Annotated in this window: 11 protein-coding genes; 8 read left to right on the forward strand and 3 right to left on the reverse strand. The window is 61.6% G+C overall.

Annotated features, from left to right (window positions below; genetic code table 11):
• Nucleotides 1-120 precede the first annotated feature (120 nt).
• The 7 genes from EFQ99_RS20020 to EFQ99_RS20050 all read left to right on the forward strand — a co-directional run bounded on the left by EFQ99_RS20020 (nt 121) and on the right by EFQ99_RS20050 (nt 10557).
• Nucleotides 121-1647 (forward strand): sugar ABC transporter ATP-binding protein, encoded by a 1527-nt coding sequence (locus EFQ99_RS20020; RefSeq protein WP_126923208.1) that lies wholly within the window; start codon nt 121-123, stop codon nt 1645-1647.
• A gap of 76 nt (nt 1648-1723) precedes the next feature.
• Nucleotides 1724-2728: an ABC transporter permease gene (locus EFQ99_RS20025; protein WP_126922969.1), complete on the forward strand. Its 1005-nt coding sequence runs from the start codon at nt 1724-1726 to the stop codon at nt 2726-2728.
• Nucleotides 2729-2810: 82 nt separating this feature from the next.
• On the forward strand, nt 2811-3758 hold the full coding sequence (locus EFQ99_RS20030; RefSeq protein WP_126922971.1) for a substrate-binding domain-containing protein: 948 nt from the start codon (nt 2811-2813) through the stop codon (nt 3756-3758).
• A 252-nt stretch (nt 3759-4010) separates the two neighbouring features.
• Nucleotides 4011-5063 (forward strand): sugar phosphate isomerase/epimerase family protein, encoded by a 1053-nt coding sequence (locus EFQ99_RS20035; protein ID WP_126922973.1) that lies wholly within the window; start codon nt 4011-4013, stop codon nt 5061-5063.
• 199 nt (nt 5064-5262) lie between these two features.
• Complete coding sequence (locus tag EFQ99_RS20040; RefSeq protein WP_126922975.1) at nt 5263-6450, forward strand: Gfo/Idh/MocA family protein; 1188 nt, start codon at nt 5263-5265, stop codon at nt 6448-6450.
• A gap of 368 nt (nt 6451-6818) precedes the next feature.
• Nucleotides 6819-8192 carry a GH1 family beta-glucosidase gene (locus EFQ99_RS20045; RefSeq protein WP_126922977.1) on the forward strand — a complete coding sequence of 458 codons (1374 nt, stop codon included), beginning with the start codon at nt 6819-6821 and terminating at the stop codon, nt 8190-8192.
• A 151-nt stretch (nt 8193-8343) separates the two neighbouring features.
• Nucleotides 8344-10557: a putative bifunctional diguanylate cyclase/phosphodiesterase gene (locus EFQ99_RS20050; RefSeq protein WP_126922979.1), complete on the forward strand. Its 2214-nt coding sequence runs from the start codon at nt 8344-8346 to the stop codon at nt 10555-10557.
• A 6-nt stretch (nt 10558-10563) separates the two neighbouring features.
• Here the strand turns inward: EFQ99_RS20050 and trhO are convergent, their stop codons facing one another.
• From trhO to EFQ99_RS20065, 3 genes are all read right to left on the reverse strand, one after another.
• On the reverse strand, nt 10564-11493 hold the full coding sequence (gene trhO / locus EFQ99_RS20055) for an oxygen-dependent tRNA uridine(34) hydroxylase TrhO (protein ID WP_126923209.1): 930 nt from the start codon (nt 11491-11493) through the stop codon (nt 10564-10566).
• A 61-nt stretch (nt 11494-11554) separates the two neighbouring features.
• Nucleotides 11555-12463 carry a CHAD domain-containing protein gene (locus EFQ99_RS20060; RefSeq protein ID WP_126922981.1) on the reverse strand — a complete coding sequence of 303 codons (909 nt, stop codon included), beginning with the start codon at nt 12461-12463 and terminating at the stop codon, nt 11555-11557.
• Nucleotides 12441-12929 (reverse strand): CYTH domain-containing protein, encoded by a 489-nt coding sequence (locus EFQ99_RS20065; RefSeq protein ID WP_126922982.1) that lies wholly within the window; start codon nt 12927-12929, stop codon nt 12441-12443. The genes EFQ99_RS20060 and EFQ99_RS20065 overlap by 23 nt, the downstream gene beginning before the upstream one ends.
• A 160-nt stretch (nt 12930-13089) precedes the next feature.
• On the opposite strand from EFQ99_RS20065, the gene EFQ99_RS20070 reads away from it, so the two are divergent.
• The gene (locus EFQ99_RS20070; protein ID WP_126922983.1) at nt 13090-13728 is read left to right on the forward strand and encodes a 2-dehydro-3-deoxy-phosphogluconate aldolase; all 639 of its coding nucleotides are present in this window, start codon (nt 13090-13092) and stop codon (nt 13726-13728) included.
• The last annotated feature ends 32 nt before the right edge of the window (nt 13729-13760 follow it).

Here is a 13760-nt window from a genome sequence, read left to right on the forward strand (position 1 = left end):
CGCGAGCGCGCAGCCCTGAAAACCCAAGCGGTTTCCAGAAGCGAAATGTGCGCTAGTTCAAGGTGATGGAGCGTTGTCGGTGCGCCTGCCGGACGTGAAGCGCTCTAGGGGGAGAGCATGATGACCGTTGAGATCGCCGACACCGCACCTGTGGTGCTGTCTGCCAGGCGCATATGCAAATCCTTCAGCGGCGTGCAGGTCCTCTTCAGCGTGAATTTCGATCTCCGCGCCGGCGAAATCCACGCGCTCATGGGCGAAAACGGTGCGGGCAAATCCACGCTCGTCAAGGTGCTGTCGGGCTTCGAGCAACCGAGTTCCGGCGAGATCCTGCTCGATGGCAAGCCAGTCGTGCTGCCGCCCAATGGCGCCGCGGAAGCGCTCGGCATTGTTATCATCCACCAGGAATTCAACCTGGCCGAACATCTAACCGTGACGGAGAGCCTTTTCCTGGGGCGCGAGGTCACCCGTTTTGGCGTGCTCGACCGCAGATACATGCGTTCCGAGACGCGCAAGGTTCTCGACGTGCTCGGTTCGCATGTCGACGAGAATGCACTGATCAGCACGCTTTCGATCGCCGACAAGCAGATGGTCGAGATCGCCAAGGCAATCAGCCGCGATGCGCGCGTCGTCTTCATGGACGAGCCGACCGCCGTCCTGTCACGGGAAGAGATCAGCATGCTCTTCAAGCAGGTCCGCAAGCTGCGCGACCAGGGTACCAGCTTCGTTTTCGTTTCCCACAAACTCGACGAGGTGATGGAGCTGACCGACCGGGTCACGGTCCTGCGCGACGGCCAGTGGATCAAGACGTCGCCGACATCGATTCTGGACGGGGAGTCGATCGCGCAGTTGATGGTCGGCCGCGAGCTTTCCAGCCTCTATCCCGCCAAGGTCGAGCCCGATATCGACGAAGAGGTCGTCCTCAGCGTTTCCTCGGTATCAACCGGCTATGTCAGGGATGCGAGCTTCGAGGTCCGCAAGGGCGAGATCATTGGTTTCTCCGGGCTGATCGGTTCAGGCCGGACCGAGCTGATGGAGGCGATCGCCGGGTTGCGGACCCGTCTCGAAGGCGAAGTGGTCATCAAGGGCGAAACGGTTCCTTCAGGCGATGTGCATGCTGCCAATCGTTGCGGTCTGGCCTATATGACCAAGGACCGCAAGTCGAAGGGGCTGCTGCTGCGGTCCGGCATGATGACCAATCTGACGCTGCAATCGCTCGGAAGACATTCTCGTCACGGCTATCTCAGCCCGGGCAGCGAAGCGGCGGCGCTTGCGAAGGCCAAGCGTCGTTTCGATATCAGGGTTCGCGACAGCAATATCGTCGCTGGCCGCATGTCAGGCGGAAACCAGCAGAAATTGCTGCTGGCCAAGGTCATGGAAACCGAGCCCGATATCATCATCATCGACGAGCCGACGCGGGGCATCGATGTCGGCACCAAGCAGCAGATCTATCATTTCATATCGGCGCTCGCCCGGGACGGCCGATCGATCATCGTCGTGTCGTCGGAGATGCCGGAGGTTATCGGTCTCTGCACGCGGGTGGCGGTGATGCGCGAAGGGCATATCGTCGGCATGCTCGAGGGAGATGAGATTTCCGAGCAGGAGATCATGCGCTACGCCGCCGGGCTCAAAAGGAAGGCGGCCGCCTGAGGGCGGAAGCGGGTCCGCAGGTGTGGACGGTATATAAGATGCCCAGAGAAGATGGGCCGGGAGGTTGGTTTTGGAAATGAGTGTCAACGAGGAGACCAGGGAAATCCGGCGTCGATCCTGGCGGGATGTCGACCTGCGCGCGGTCGCGCCGTTCGTCGCTCTCGCCCTGCTGCTGATCGTCGGAGCCCTGGTCAATCCCAACTTCATCGGCATCACCAACCTTGCCAACGTCGCCACACGCAGCGCCTTCATCGCCATCATCGCGGTCGGTGCGACCTTCGTGATATCGGCGGGCGACCTTGACCTTTCGGTGGGGTCCATGGTGGCTTTCGTCGCCAGCCTGATGATCCTGCTGATGAATTCGGGCGCCATCGCAAACCCGGCGCTCATGCTGACGGTCGCGGTCGTCTTCACGATCGTCGCCGGTGCGCTCTGCGGCCTGGCGAACGGCCTGATCACCACGGTTGGCAAGATCGAGCCCTTCATCGCGACGCTCGGCACGATGGGCATCTATCGCGGCCTGACGACATGGTTGTCGCAAGGCGGCGCGATCACGCTTCGCTCCCCCGACATCCAGACGCTCTATCGCCCCGCCTATTTCGGCAATATCGCCGGCGTGCCGGTGCCGATCGTGGTGATCCTGGCGGTGACGGCGGTTGCGGCCTTCGTTCTCTATCGTACCCGATACGGACGCCATGTCGTCGCCGTCGGATCAAACAGCGATGTCGCCCGCTATTCGGGAATCGCGGTCAACCGCGTGCGGACGATCGCTTTCGTGATCCAGGGATTTTGCGTGGCGATCGCCGTGCTGCTCTACGTTCCGCGTCTCGGCTCGACATCGGCGACAACAGGCATTCTCTGGGAGCTGCAGGCGATCACCGCCGTCGTCGTCGGCGGCACGGCGCTCAAGGGTGGCGCCGGCCGGGTCTGGGGGACGATCTGCGGTGCTTTCATTCTCGAACTCGTCGGCAACATCATGCTGCTTTCGAATTTCATCAGCGAATACCTGATCGGCGCCATACAGGGTGCGATCATCATCATCGCGATGTTCGTCCAGCGCTCGCTGGTGCGCAAATCATGATCTGACCGCTTGCATTTGACCGGGCTTACAGGGCGTCCGGTCCGGTATGGAAAAGTCCCTGAAATCATTGGGAGGAAATAGCATGCGGAAATTGATGTTGGGTCTCGCGGTTGCGGCGGTGACGTTCGCCGGCACCGCTTACGCCCAGGACAAGAAATTCACGATCGGCGTCTCCATTCCGGCCGCCGACCATGGTTGGACCTCGGGCGTGGTGTTTCATGCCGAACGCGTCGCCAAGCTGCTGATGGCCGAACATCCCGGCCTCAACGTCATCGTCAAGACTTCGCCGGATGCTGCCAGCCAGGCAAACGCCGTGCAGGATCTCGATACGCAGGGCATCGACGCCCTCGTCATCCTGCCGTCGGACCCGGATCCGCTCGTCAACGCCATCAAGGAAGTCAAGGGCAAGGGCAAGTTCGTCGCCCTCGTTGACCGTGCGCCGAGCAACAACGACAATTCCGTGCGCGACCTCTATGTCGCCGGCAACAATCCGGCTCTCGGCGAAGTCGCCGGCAAGTACATCAAGGACAACACGCCGGATGCCGAAGTCGTCGTCATCCGCGGCCTGCCGATCCCGATCGACCAGCAGCGCCAGGACGGCTTCGACAAGGGTATCGCCGGCTCGAAGGTCAAGGTTCTCGACCGCCAGTACGGCAACTGGAACCGCGACGATGCCTTCAAGGTCATGCAGGACTACCTGACGAAGTACCAGAAGATCGACGTGGTATGGTGCCAGGACGATGACATGGCCGTCGGCGTTCTCCAGGCGATCGAGCAGGCCAAGCGTACTGACATCAAGTATGTCGTCGCCGGCGCCGGCTCGAAGGACATGGTCAAGAAGGTCATGGACGGCGACAAGCTGATCCCGGTCGACGTGCTCTATCCGCCGGCGATGGTCGGCACGGCGATGGAACTGACGGCTGCGGCACTCTACGATCAGGTCCCGGTCCACGGCAGCTACATCCTCGACGCCACGCTCGTCACCAAGGAGAACGCCAAGGAATTCTACTTCCCGGATTCTCCGTTCTGATCCGCTGAACGGAAAGACGCGCCCATTCGAAAGGATGGGCGCTTTTTTATGCCCCGCGTACAGCATGCAACGGGAAAGTGCCGCACGTACCTCTTGCCCGCCACTTCCCATCATGATTAGCTCGCGGGCACATCGCATCCGCTCTCGCATCAAATCCGCGAACCAAGGGCGGGAAGCGCCTTGCGTCCGCCAAATTGCGTGCTACAAGTCTTTCAGAAACGTTTACGGTCGATATTCAGGGAGGAATCTGACATGAAAACGATCAAGGGTCCCGGCCTTTTCCTTGGCCAGTTCGCGGGCGATACCGCTCCTTTCAATTCCTGGGACGCGATCACCAAATGGGCCGCCGACATCGGTTACAAGGGCGTCCAGGTGCCGACCTGGGCGAGCCAGCTGATCGATCTGAAGAAAGCCGCCACGTCGAAGGATTATTGCGACGAATTCGCCGGCAAGGCTCGTGAAAACGGCATCGAGATCACCGAGCTTTCGACCCATCTGCAGGGCCAGCTCGTCGCTGTTCACCCGGCCTATGACGAAGCTTTCGACGGGTTTGCGGCACCTGAGGTGCGCGGCAATCCGAAGGCGCGGCAGGAATGGGCGGTCGAGCAGGTCAAGATGGCGCTGACGGCATCCAAGAACCTCGGCCTCAAGGCGCATGCCACCTTCTCGGGCGCGCTCGCCTGGCCCTTCATCTATCCCTGGCCGCAGCGCCCGGCTGGCCTCGTCGAGACCGCATTCGACGAACTTGCCCGCCGCTGGACGCCGATCCTCAACCATGCCGACGAAAACGGCATCGACGTCTGCTACGAGATCCACCCCGGTGAAGACCTGCATGACGGCATCACCTTCGAGATGTTCCTGGAGCGCGTGAGGAATCACCCGCGCGCCAACATGCTCTACGATCCCTCGCATTACGTCCTGCAGTGCCTCGATTATCTCGACAACATCGACATCTACAAGGACCGCATCAAGATGTTCCACGTCAAGGATGCGGAGTTCAACCCGACCGGGCGCCAGGGCGTCTACGGCGGTTATCAGGGCTGGGTGGAACGCGCCGGCCGCTTCCGCTCGCTCGGCGACGGCCAGGTCGATTTCGGTGCGGTCTTCTCGAAGATGACGGCCAACAATTTCGACGGCTGGGCCGTGGTCGAATGGGAATGCGCGCTGAAGCATCCGGAAGACGGCGCCCGCGAAGGAGCCGAATTCGTGGCCGCCCATATCATCCGCGTCACCGAGAAAGCCTTCGACGATTTCGCCGGCAGCGGCACGGACCAGGCGGCGAACCGGCGGATGCTGGGGCTTTAGACCTTCCCTTTCTCTTCTCCCCGGCGGGGAGAAGATGCCCGTCAGGGCAGATGAGGGGGAGAAGCGGAGCGACGCCCTGAGCGACAAGCGAAGGGCACTATCTGTCGCGAGGCCCCCTCATCCGGCTGCCGCCACTTCTCCCCGCTGAGGAGAAGAGACAAGCGGCAATGCCTGCGTGATCATCTACCAGGAGGACAGAATGGCAATCGAAGCATCATCCGAACAGACCCGTGAGCCGCGCATCCGGCTCGGCATGGTGGGCGGCGGCGCGGGCGCGTTCATCGGTGCGGTGCACCGTATCGCGGCGCGTATCGACGATCAGTACGATCTCATCGCCGGCGCACTGTCGTCGACGCCTGAGAAGGCGGTTCAATCCGGCCGTGATCTCGGCCTCGACCCGTCGCGGACCTATTCCAGCTACCGCGAGATGGCGATCCGCGAAGCCAAGCTGAAGAACGGCATCGAGGCGGTGGCGATCGTCACGCCGAACCATGTGCACTACGACGCGGCCAAGGAATTCCTGAAGCGCGGCATCCATGTCATCTGTGACAAGCCGCTGACCTCCAACCTTGCCGATGCGAAAAAGCTGAAGAAGGTCGCCGACGAGAGCGGCGCTCTCTTCGTGCTGACCCATAATTACACCGGCTATCCGATGGTTCGCCAAGCGCGCGAGATGATCGCGAACAGCGAGCTCGGCGATATAAGGGTGGTCCAGGCTGAATATCCGCAGGACTGGCTGACGGAAGCGGTCGAGCAGACCGGCCAGAAACAGGCCGCATGGCGCACCGATCCGGCGCAGTCGGGCGTCGGCGGCTCGACCGGTGATATCGGCACACATGCCTATAATCTTGCCTCCTTCATCACTGGCCTGGAACTCGACAGTCTGGCCGCTGATCTCGACAGTTTCGTTCCCGGCCGGCGGCTTGATGACAATGCCCATGTCATGCTGCGCTTCAAGGCGAAGGGCGCGGAGAAACCGGCCAAGGGCATGCTCTGGTGCAGCCAGGTGGCGCCCGGCCATGAAAACGGTCTGATGGTGCGCGTCTACGGCACCAAAGGCGGGCTGGAATGGACCCAGAAGGACCCGAACTATCTCTGGTACACGCCTTTCGGCGAGCCGAAGCGGCTGATTACCCGGGGCGGCGCCGGTGCGGGTGCTGCTGCCGGCCGCGTCTCGCGTGTACCGTCAGGGCATCCGGAAGGTTATCTCGAGGCGTTTGCGACGATCTATACGGAAGCCGCGCATGCGATCAACGCGCGCAAAAAGGGCAAGGACGTCGACAAGGCGGTGGTCTACCCGACCGTCGATGACGGCGTGAAGGGTGTGGCCTTCGTCGAAGCCTGCGTCGCGTCTTCCAAGAAGAACGGCGCCTGGGTCAAGGTCTGATATGACCACCCGCGTCTTCCGCGGCACTCATGAAAACGCCGAGGTGGCCGAAGCCATCTCGGCGTTTTTTGGTTTATTCTTGATCAGGTAGCAGCGGGACGGCCGCAGGTCACGACCGCTGGCATTGCCGTTATGAGTGTGGGAATGTTAGAAGGAAGGCCCTTCCTGTAACGTTGCAGTTTTTATCGCTGCCGGCCTGTACTTTGCCTTCGGGCTTGGCTAAATCCCGCGCAAATGGCCTCAGTCTAAAGCGTGGCACGATCTTTCAGATTCGTCTGCCACACTTTAGATTTCTGATTTTCCGCATGTCGTCGTCGCAAAACCGCGGCACACTTTTGCGCGACATGCTTTAGAGATAGGATTCCCAGATGATTGATCCGAAAAATCTCGCAGAGCGCTTTCCCGGCGACTTCACCTTCGGTGTTGCCACCGCCGCGTTTCAGATCGAGGGCGCCAGCAAGGCCGATGGCCGCAAGCCATCCATCTGGGATGCCTTCTGCAATATGCCGGGCCGCGTCTATCATCGCCACAACGGAGATATCGCCTGCGACCACTACAACAGGCTGGAGCAGGATCTGGATCTCATCAAGGAGATGGGTGTCGAAGCCTATCGCTTCTCCATTGCCTGGCCGCGCATTATCCCGGATGGTACAGGCCCGGTGAACGAGGCCGGCCTCGATTTCTATGATCGGCTGGTCGACGGCTGCAAGGCGCGTGGGATCAAGACCTTCGCGACGCTTTATCATTGGGACCTGCCTCTGCTACTTGCCGGTGACGGCGGCTGGACGGCGCGCTCGACCGCCCATGCCTTTCAACGTTATGCCAAGACCGTCATGAACCGCCTCGGCGATCGCCTCGACGCGGTTGCCACTTTCAACGAGCCCTGGTGCATCGTCTGGCTGAGCCACCTCTACGGCATCCACGCGCCGGGCGAGCGCAACATGCAGGCCGCCCTTCATGCGATGCACTACATGAACCTCGCCCACGGTCTCGGCGTCGAGGCGATCCGCTCGGAAGCGCCCAACGTGCCCGTCGGGCTCGTGCTCAACGCTGCCGCGATCGTTCCGGGCTCCGACAGTCCGGCCGATCTTGCCGCCGCCGAGCGCGCGCATCAGTTCCACAACGGCGCTTTCTTCGATCCCGTCTTCAAGGGTGAATATCCGAAGGAATTCGTCGAGGCGCTCGGCGACCGCATGCCTGTCATCGAGGATGGCGACATGAAGCTCATCAGCCAGAAGCTCGACTGGTGGGGTCTGAATTACTACACGCCCGAGCGCGTCACAGACGATGCCGAACGAAAAGGCGATTTCCCCTGGACGGTGAAAGCGCCGCCGGCAAGCGACGTCAAGACCGATATCGGCTGGGAAATCTATGCGCCGGGGTTGAAGCTCCTAGTCGAGGATCTCTACCGCCGCTACGAACTGCCGGAATGCTACATCACCGAGAACGGCGCCTGCGACAATACCGGTGTCGTCAATGGTAAAGTCGAGGACACCATGCGTCTCGACTATGTCGGCGATCATCTCAGCGTCGTGGCCGGTCTCATCAAGGACGGCTATCCCCTGCGCGGCTATTTCGCCTGGAGCCTGATGGACAATTTCGAATGGGCGGAAGGCTATCGCATGCGCTTCGGCCTCGTGCATGTCGATTATGAAACCCAGGTCCGTACAGTGAAGAAAAGCGGCAAGTGGTATCGCGACCTGGCGGCGCAATTCCCGAAGGGCAATCACAAGTCGGGTTAGGACTCATTTTCTGAGGCGATCGAAGTTGCTTGCCTGAACCCGCATCGGTCGATCGCAGGCGCAGAAATAGATCGTCAATAATCTTCAACAGGTGGTTGCTTAAACGTTTTTGAACCCTTGACTGGCAAAATCCTGCGGTCAGGGAGTTGTAATGCGTACAGTTGCGAAATCGCGGAGCAAGGGATCGGGAATAGGCCGTCACATCACCGTTACGGGTGTGCTTTTCTCATTCGCCGTCATCGTCGCCGTCGTCACCATCATGGTGCTGACGGCGCTTGAACGCGTGGCCGAAAATGCCAATCTCCTCGACGACGAGCGCTCGCGCGAAACGACGATCGGCGCGTTGAAGACCTTCGAGGACCAGCTGGGCGCGACGCTCGATGATTATTCCGCCTGGGACGACGCTGCCGTCAACGTCTATGCGCCCGACGGCATGGCATGGACGGTGAGCAATTACGGCGAGATGTCGCTCAACAGCTCGCTTTTCGACATGGCGATCGTCATCGACGATCAGAAGAAGGCGATCATCGCCTATCGCGACGGGCAGCCGATGGAGGAGCCGCTGGCGGATTTCTTCGCGCCATCGCTCTGGACGCTTTTCGACAAGGTCAAGACGGCCGCCCCTGCCGATCGTCCCCAGGCGGTCGGTTTCGTTTCCACCAAGCGCGGCATCGCCGCCGTCGGCGTGGCATTGGTGCGGAAGAAATCAGGCGCGCTGGATGCGCCCGCGGGCCAGCATCGCTATCTCGTTTTTGCCCGCCATCTCGATGACGAAAGAGTGGCGGGGCTTGGCCAGACCTATGTCATCGGCGGGCTGAGGCTGGCGCCGCCGGTCTTCGAGGCCGACTATTTCGTGCCGATCGCTGATCCCACGGGGGCAACGCTCGCCAAGCTGGTCTGGACTTCGCGTTCGCCAGGCGATGTCGGCTACGCACAGGTGCGGCCGATGGTCATCCAGGCGCTCGGACTGGTCGGGCTGTTCTTCATGGTGCTGCTGGTGATCGGCTGGCTTGCCGGCCGCCGGCTGAAGAGTGAGGAAAACAATGCCCGCGAGGAGGCGCTGCGCGACAGGCTGAGCGGTCTTTCCAATCGCGACGGTCTCGGGCTCGCCGTCGACCGCTTCGTTCTTGAGGCTCGCCAGACCAAGCGCAACGTTCTGCTCCTTTATCTCGACCTCGACGGCTTCAAGGAAGTCAACGACAGCTATGGCCACGGCACCGGCGACCAGTTGATCCGGGCGGTCGCGGCCGGCCTCGCCGTGCTCATTCCGCAAGGCGCCGTTCTTGCCCGCATCGGCGGCGATGAATTTGCCATCGCTTTTCTTTCTGACGGCGAAAACGCCGCGGCCCTGCAGCTTTCCGAACAAATCCTCGATTTTCTGGCCGAGCCGCTGGAGATCGGTCGCCGCGTCGTCGTCGTCGGGGCAAGCATCGGCATTGCCATGTCGCCGACGGGTGCGATCGAACGTGAAGAGCTGGTGCGTCGCTCCGACCTTGCCATGTACAAGGCGAAGGAAGCCGGTCGCGCGCGCATGACGCTCTACGATCCGTCGATGGATGCCGACCGCGAGCAACGCAATGCGCTGGAGATCGATCTCAGGGTCGCCATCGAAAGCGGCGACCTGACGCTTGCCTATCAGCCGCTGGTCGATGCGACGACCCATGCGCCAACGGGTGTCGAGGCGCTGGTGCGCTGGAACCGTCCGGGCCACGGTCCCGTTTCACCCGAAGTATTCATTCCGATCGCCGAGACCAGCGGCCTCATCGAATCGCTCGGCCTGTTCGTGCTGCGCAAGGCCTGCGAGACGGCCAAGCAATGGCCGGGCCTCAGCATCTCGGTCAACGTCTCACCCGGCCAGTTCCGCAACCCTGCTTTCACCGATTATGTGCGCTACGTATTGAAGCAGACGGAAATCGAGGCCGGCCGCGTCACGCTCGAGATCACCGAAGGCTACATGATCCAGAATCCGCAGCGCACTCGCCAGTCGATCGAGCGGCTGAAGGGGCTGGGGGTCAAGGTCGCGCTCGACGACTTCGGTTCCGGCTTCTCCTCGATCGGTTATCTCAGGCAGTTCGGCTTCGACCGCATCAAGATTGACCGTTCGCTGGTCATGGGCGTGAACGAGGACAAGCGGCAGCGCGAGATGCTTCAGGCGACGGTGGCGCTTGCCCGCTCGCTCGATATTCCCGTCACGGCCGAAGGCATCGAGACCGAGGCGCAGGCGGTGGCGATGCGCCTGTTCGGATGCGATTGCCTGCAGGGCTATTTGTTCGGAAAGCCGGTCACATCAGATCTCATCACCGAGATGCTGGAGGAGCGACGTGCTGCCGATCCGGCAATTCTGCGGCGCATCGATGCGGCCTGACGGGGCTCAACTGCCGATATGCCGCAGGCCGCGCTTCTTTGCGAGCGCGATCTGGTGCTGCCGCTGACGATAGCGCAGCCGGTCTTCCTCTGTGCGTGTGTGATAGCAATGGCTGCAGGAGACGCCTTCTTCGTAGAGCGGCGAGGTCATTTCCTCTGATGTGATCGGGTTGCGGCAGGCGTGGCACAGCTTGTGTTCGCCTTCCCTAAGCCCGTGCTCGACCGAGACGCGCTCGTCGAAGACGAAGCAGGCACCGTCCCAGAGGCTTTCCTCCTGCGGCACTTCTTCCAGATATTTCAGGATGCCGCCCTTGAGGTGATAGACCTCGTCGAAGCCCTGCTCCTTCATGAAGGCGGTGGCCTTCTCGCAGCGTATGCCGCCGGTGCAGTACATGGCGACCTTCGGCTTGTTGTGCAGGCCCGGATTCTGGCGCACCCACTCAGGAAACTCGCGGAACGTCTTCGTCTTCGGGTCGAGCGCGCCGCGAAAGGTGCCGATCGCCGTCTCATAGTCGTTGCGGGTGTCGATAACGATCGTATCGGGATCGGAGATCAATGCGTTCCAGTCCTTCGGCGCCACATAGGTGCCGACCACCTTGTTGGGGTCGATGTCTTCGACGCCCATGGTGACGATTTCCTTCTTCAGCTTCACCTTCATGCGCAGGAAGGGCATTTTCGAAGCGCGGCTCTCCTTGTGTTCCAGGCTCGAAAATTCCGGCTGGGCGCGCAGGAAAGAGAGCACGGCGCCAATGCCGGCATCCGGTCCCGCGATCGTGCCGTTGATGCCTTCATGCGCCAGAAGCAGCGTTCCCTTGACGCCGTTCTCCTCGCAGAGCGCCTGCAGCGGTGCCTGCAGGCTCTGAAAGCGCGGCACGGAAACGAAATGGTAGAGCGCCGCCACGAGGAACGGGCTGGTGTGTGTCAGGCTGTCGGTCATGGGCCGGAAATACAGAAAATCGGCGCATCGCGCAATTGCCTTCGCCAATGGCGGCTTTCTCTCAGTTCCCGGACGCCAGCCAGAGAAGTTCGATGCGCTCGGCTTCCTCGTCGGGGTCATCGGCGAAGACGGCTTCGGCCTTGACGAGCGCTTGCCGCCGGTCCTCCTGCTGGCGGAAGATGATGGCGTCGAGCAGATGCGTCAGGTCGTCGTTACGGGTGAAGAGCTGCGGTTCGGCCTCGACCAATTCGGAAAGCACGGCGAGATCGTGGATGTGGCCGAGATCCTCGACGAGCTCCTTGGCGGTATCGCGCTTGGCCTCCATCGCGCCCGGCCAGACGTCGCGCAAAAGGCCGTGGTAGAGCCGGTAGTCATAGGTGCGTTTGCGCAGATTGTGGAAATCGTCGGCCGACGCCTCGCCATGGCAGGCTGCAAGCGCGGCCTTCGCCTTGCGCGCGGTGCGTCGCCAGCTCTTGCCCAGCATGCGGGCGTTCTTGCGGTGGCGGGTGTCAAAGGAGACGGTATCGAGGGCCGTGATCGCTTCCTTCAGCACGCCCGTGGTTTCCATCAGCCGCTGTTCCAGGCCGCTTTCGGCTTCCGCCATCCAGTCGCGGCGTCCTTCGAGAATGGTGACGATGCGGCCGAGCGCCTCCTTCTTCTCTTTGCCACGTGCGGTCTGCTGCAGATATTGCGCGGTGCCGATGAGGGCGGTGGCGTCGCGGATCGCCGAAAGCGACAGCGCAGCATCGCGAAGCCGCGTATTTTCGTGGTCCCGGAAATCCGGCACCTCTCGGGCCACGAGCCGATAGAGCGAGCGCAGCCGCTTCAGGTTCTTGCGAAAGGCATGGATCGCCTCATGCGCACCGTCCGGCCGCTCTTCCAGAACTGTGACGGCGCGGTCCAACTGCTCGGTGGCGACGTTGCGGAATTCTTCGGTGAAATCGGCGTCAGGCCGTATTCGATAGGCCATGCCTGTCGTGCTCGTATTCTGTGGCGAGGGCCTGGTTGGAATAGCGCACATCGCCGGTCACTTCGCGGCCAAGCCAGGAGGGCAGGCCAGGACTGTCGGTTTCCGACGACATTTCGACCTCGGCGATCACCAATCCTCGATGTTCGCCGGCAAAGACGTCGACCTCCCAGACGAAGCCCTCATGCGGAACGCGGTAACGCGTCTTCTCGATGACGATGCCGCTGGCGTTCTGCAGCAGCTCCTCGGCATCGGCAACCGGAATGTCATATTCGAATTCATCGCGGGTGATGGCGCTGCGGCCGATCTTGATCGTCAGTCTGGCCTTTTTGCCGTCGAGAGTGCGCACCCGTACGGAACGATCGTCCATCGAGGCGATGTAACCCTGTCTGAGGACGGACTTCGTCTCGACGGCGGAACGCCATCCGTCGCTGCGTACGAGAAACTTCCGTTCGATCTCTTTCGCCATACCAGATGAACCTTTTGTGACGATTGCGACACGGTAGACCAATTTCTACGCATTTCATACCCATCCTGTAACGGGAACTGGTTTTATCTCGACAAGGTTCCGCGAGGGCGTTATTCGGGATCGGAATTCAATCGTTTCAAGTCAAGGAAGGCGTACGACCATGGGCGAGAAAACAGAGAAGCTCCTTTCCATCCTGAAACTCCAGCCGGTCGTTCCGGTATTGATCGTCGACGATGCGAAGTCGGCCGTGCTGCTGGCCCGCGCGCTCGTCGCAGGTGGCCTGAAGGCGATCGAGATCACCATGCGCACGCCGGCGGCCCTCGAAGCCGTGCGCGCTGTCGCCGCCGAGGTCGAGGGCGCTGAGGTCGGCGCCGGTACGATCCTGAATGCCGCCCATTGGGAGGCTGCCGTTCAGGCCGGCTCGAAATTCATCGTCAGCCCGGGCACGACGCAGGAACTGCTGGATGCTGCCGCCGATTCCGACGTACCGCTGCTTCCGGGCGCCGCGACCGCCAGCGAAGTCATGGCACTGCGCGAAGAAGGCTACCAGGTGTTGAAGTTCTTCCCGGCCGAGCAGGCCGGAGGGGCTTCCTATCTGAAGGCACTCTCTTCGCCACTTGCCGGCACGCTGTTCTGCCCGACCGGCGGCATCTCGCTGAAGAACGCCAATGATTACCTCACGCTGCCGAACGTCATCTGCGTCGGCGGCTCCTGGGTGGCACCGAAGGAACTGGTCGCAGCCGGCGACTGGGCTGGTATCACCAAGCTCGCGGCAGAGGCCGCGGCGCTGAAGGCCTGAGTTTCGGCGGGAGCGGGGTTGCCTCACGGCCA

This window comes from Rhizobium vallis, from assembly GCF_003985155.1.
Taxonomy (GTDB): Bacteria; Pseudomonadota; Alphaproteobacteria; order Rhizobiales; family Rhizobiaceae; genus Rhizobium; species Rhizobium vallis.

Coding starts and splice junctions, on each gene's coding strand:
- EFQ99_RS20020 (WP_126923208.1), top strand. CDS start 121: ATGACCGTTGAGATCGCCGACACCGCACCTGTGGTGCTGTCTGCCAGG.
- EFQ99_RS20025 (WP_126922969.1), top strand. CDS start 1,724: ATGAGTGTCAACGAGGAGACCAGGGAAATCCGGCGTCGATCCTGGCGG.
- EFQ99_RS20030 (WP_126922971.1), top strand. CDS start 2,811: ATGCGGAAATTGATGTTGGGTCTCGCGGTTGCGGCGGTGACGTTCGCC.
- EFQ99_RS20035 (WP_126922973.1), top strand. CDS start 4,011: ATGAAAACGATCAAGGGTCCCGGCCTTTTCCTTGGCCAGTTCGCGGGC.
- EFQ99_RS20040 (WP_126922975.1), top strand. CDS start 5,263: ATGGCAATCGAAGCATCATCCGAACAGACCCGTGAGCCGCGCATCCGG.
- EFQ99_RS20045 (WP_126922977.1), top strand. CDS start 6,819: ATGATTGATCCGAAAAATCTCGCAGAGCGCTTTCCCGGCGACTTCACC.
- EFQ99_RS20050 (WP_126922979.1), top strand. CDS start 8,344: ATGCGTACAGTTGCGAAATCGCGGAGCAAGGGATCGGGAATAGGCCGT.
- trhO (WP_126923209.1), bottom strand. CDS start 11,493: ATGACCGACAGCCTGACACACACCAGCCCGTTCCTCGTGGCGGCGCTC.
- EFQ99_RS20060 (WP_126922981.1), bottom strand. CDS start 12,463: ATGGCCTATCGAATACGGCCTGACGCCGATTTCACCGAAGAATTCCGC.
- EFQ99_RS20065 (WP_126922982.1), bottom strand. CDS start 12,929: ATGGCGAAAGAGATCGAACGGAAGTTTCTCGTACGCAGCGACGGATGG.
- EFQ99_RS20070 (WP_126922983.1), top strand. CDS start 13,090: ATGGGCGAGAAAACAGAGAAGCTCCTTTCCATCCTGAAACTCCAGCCG.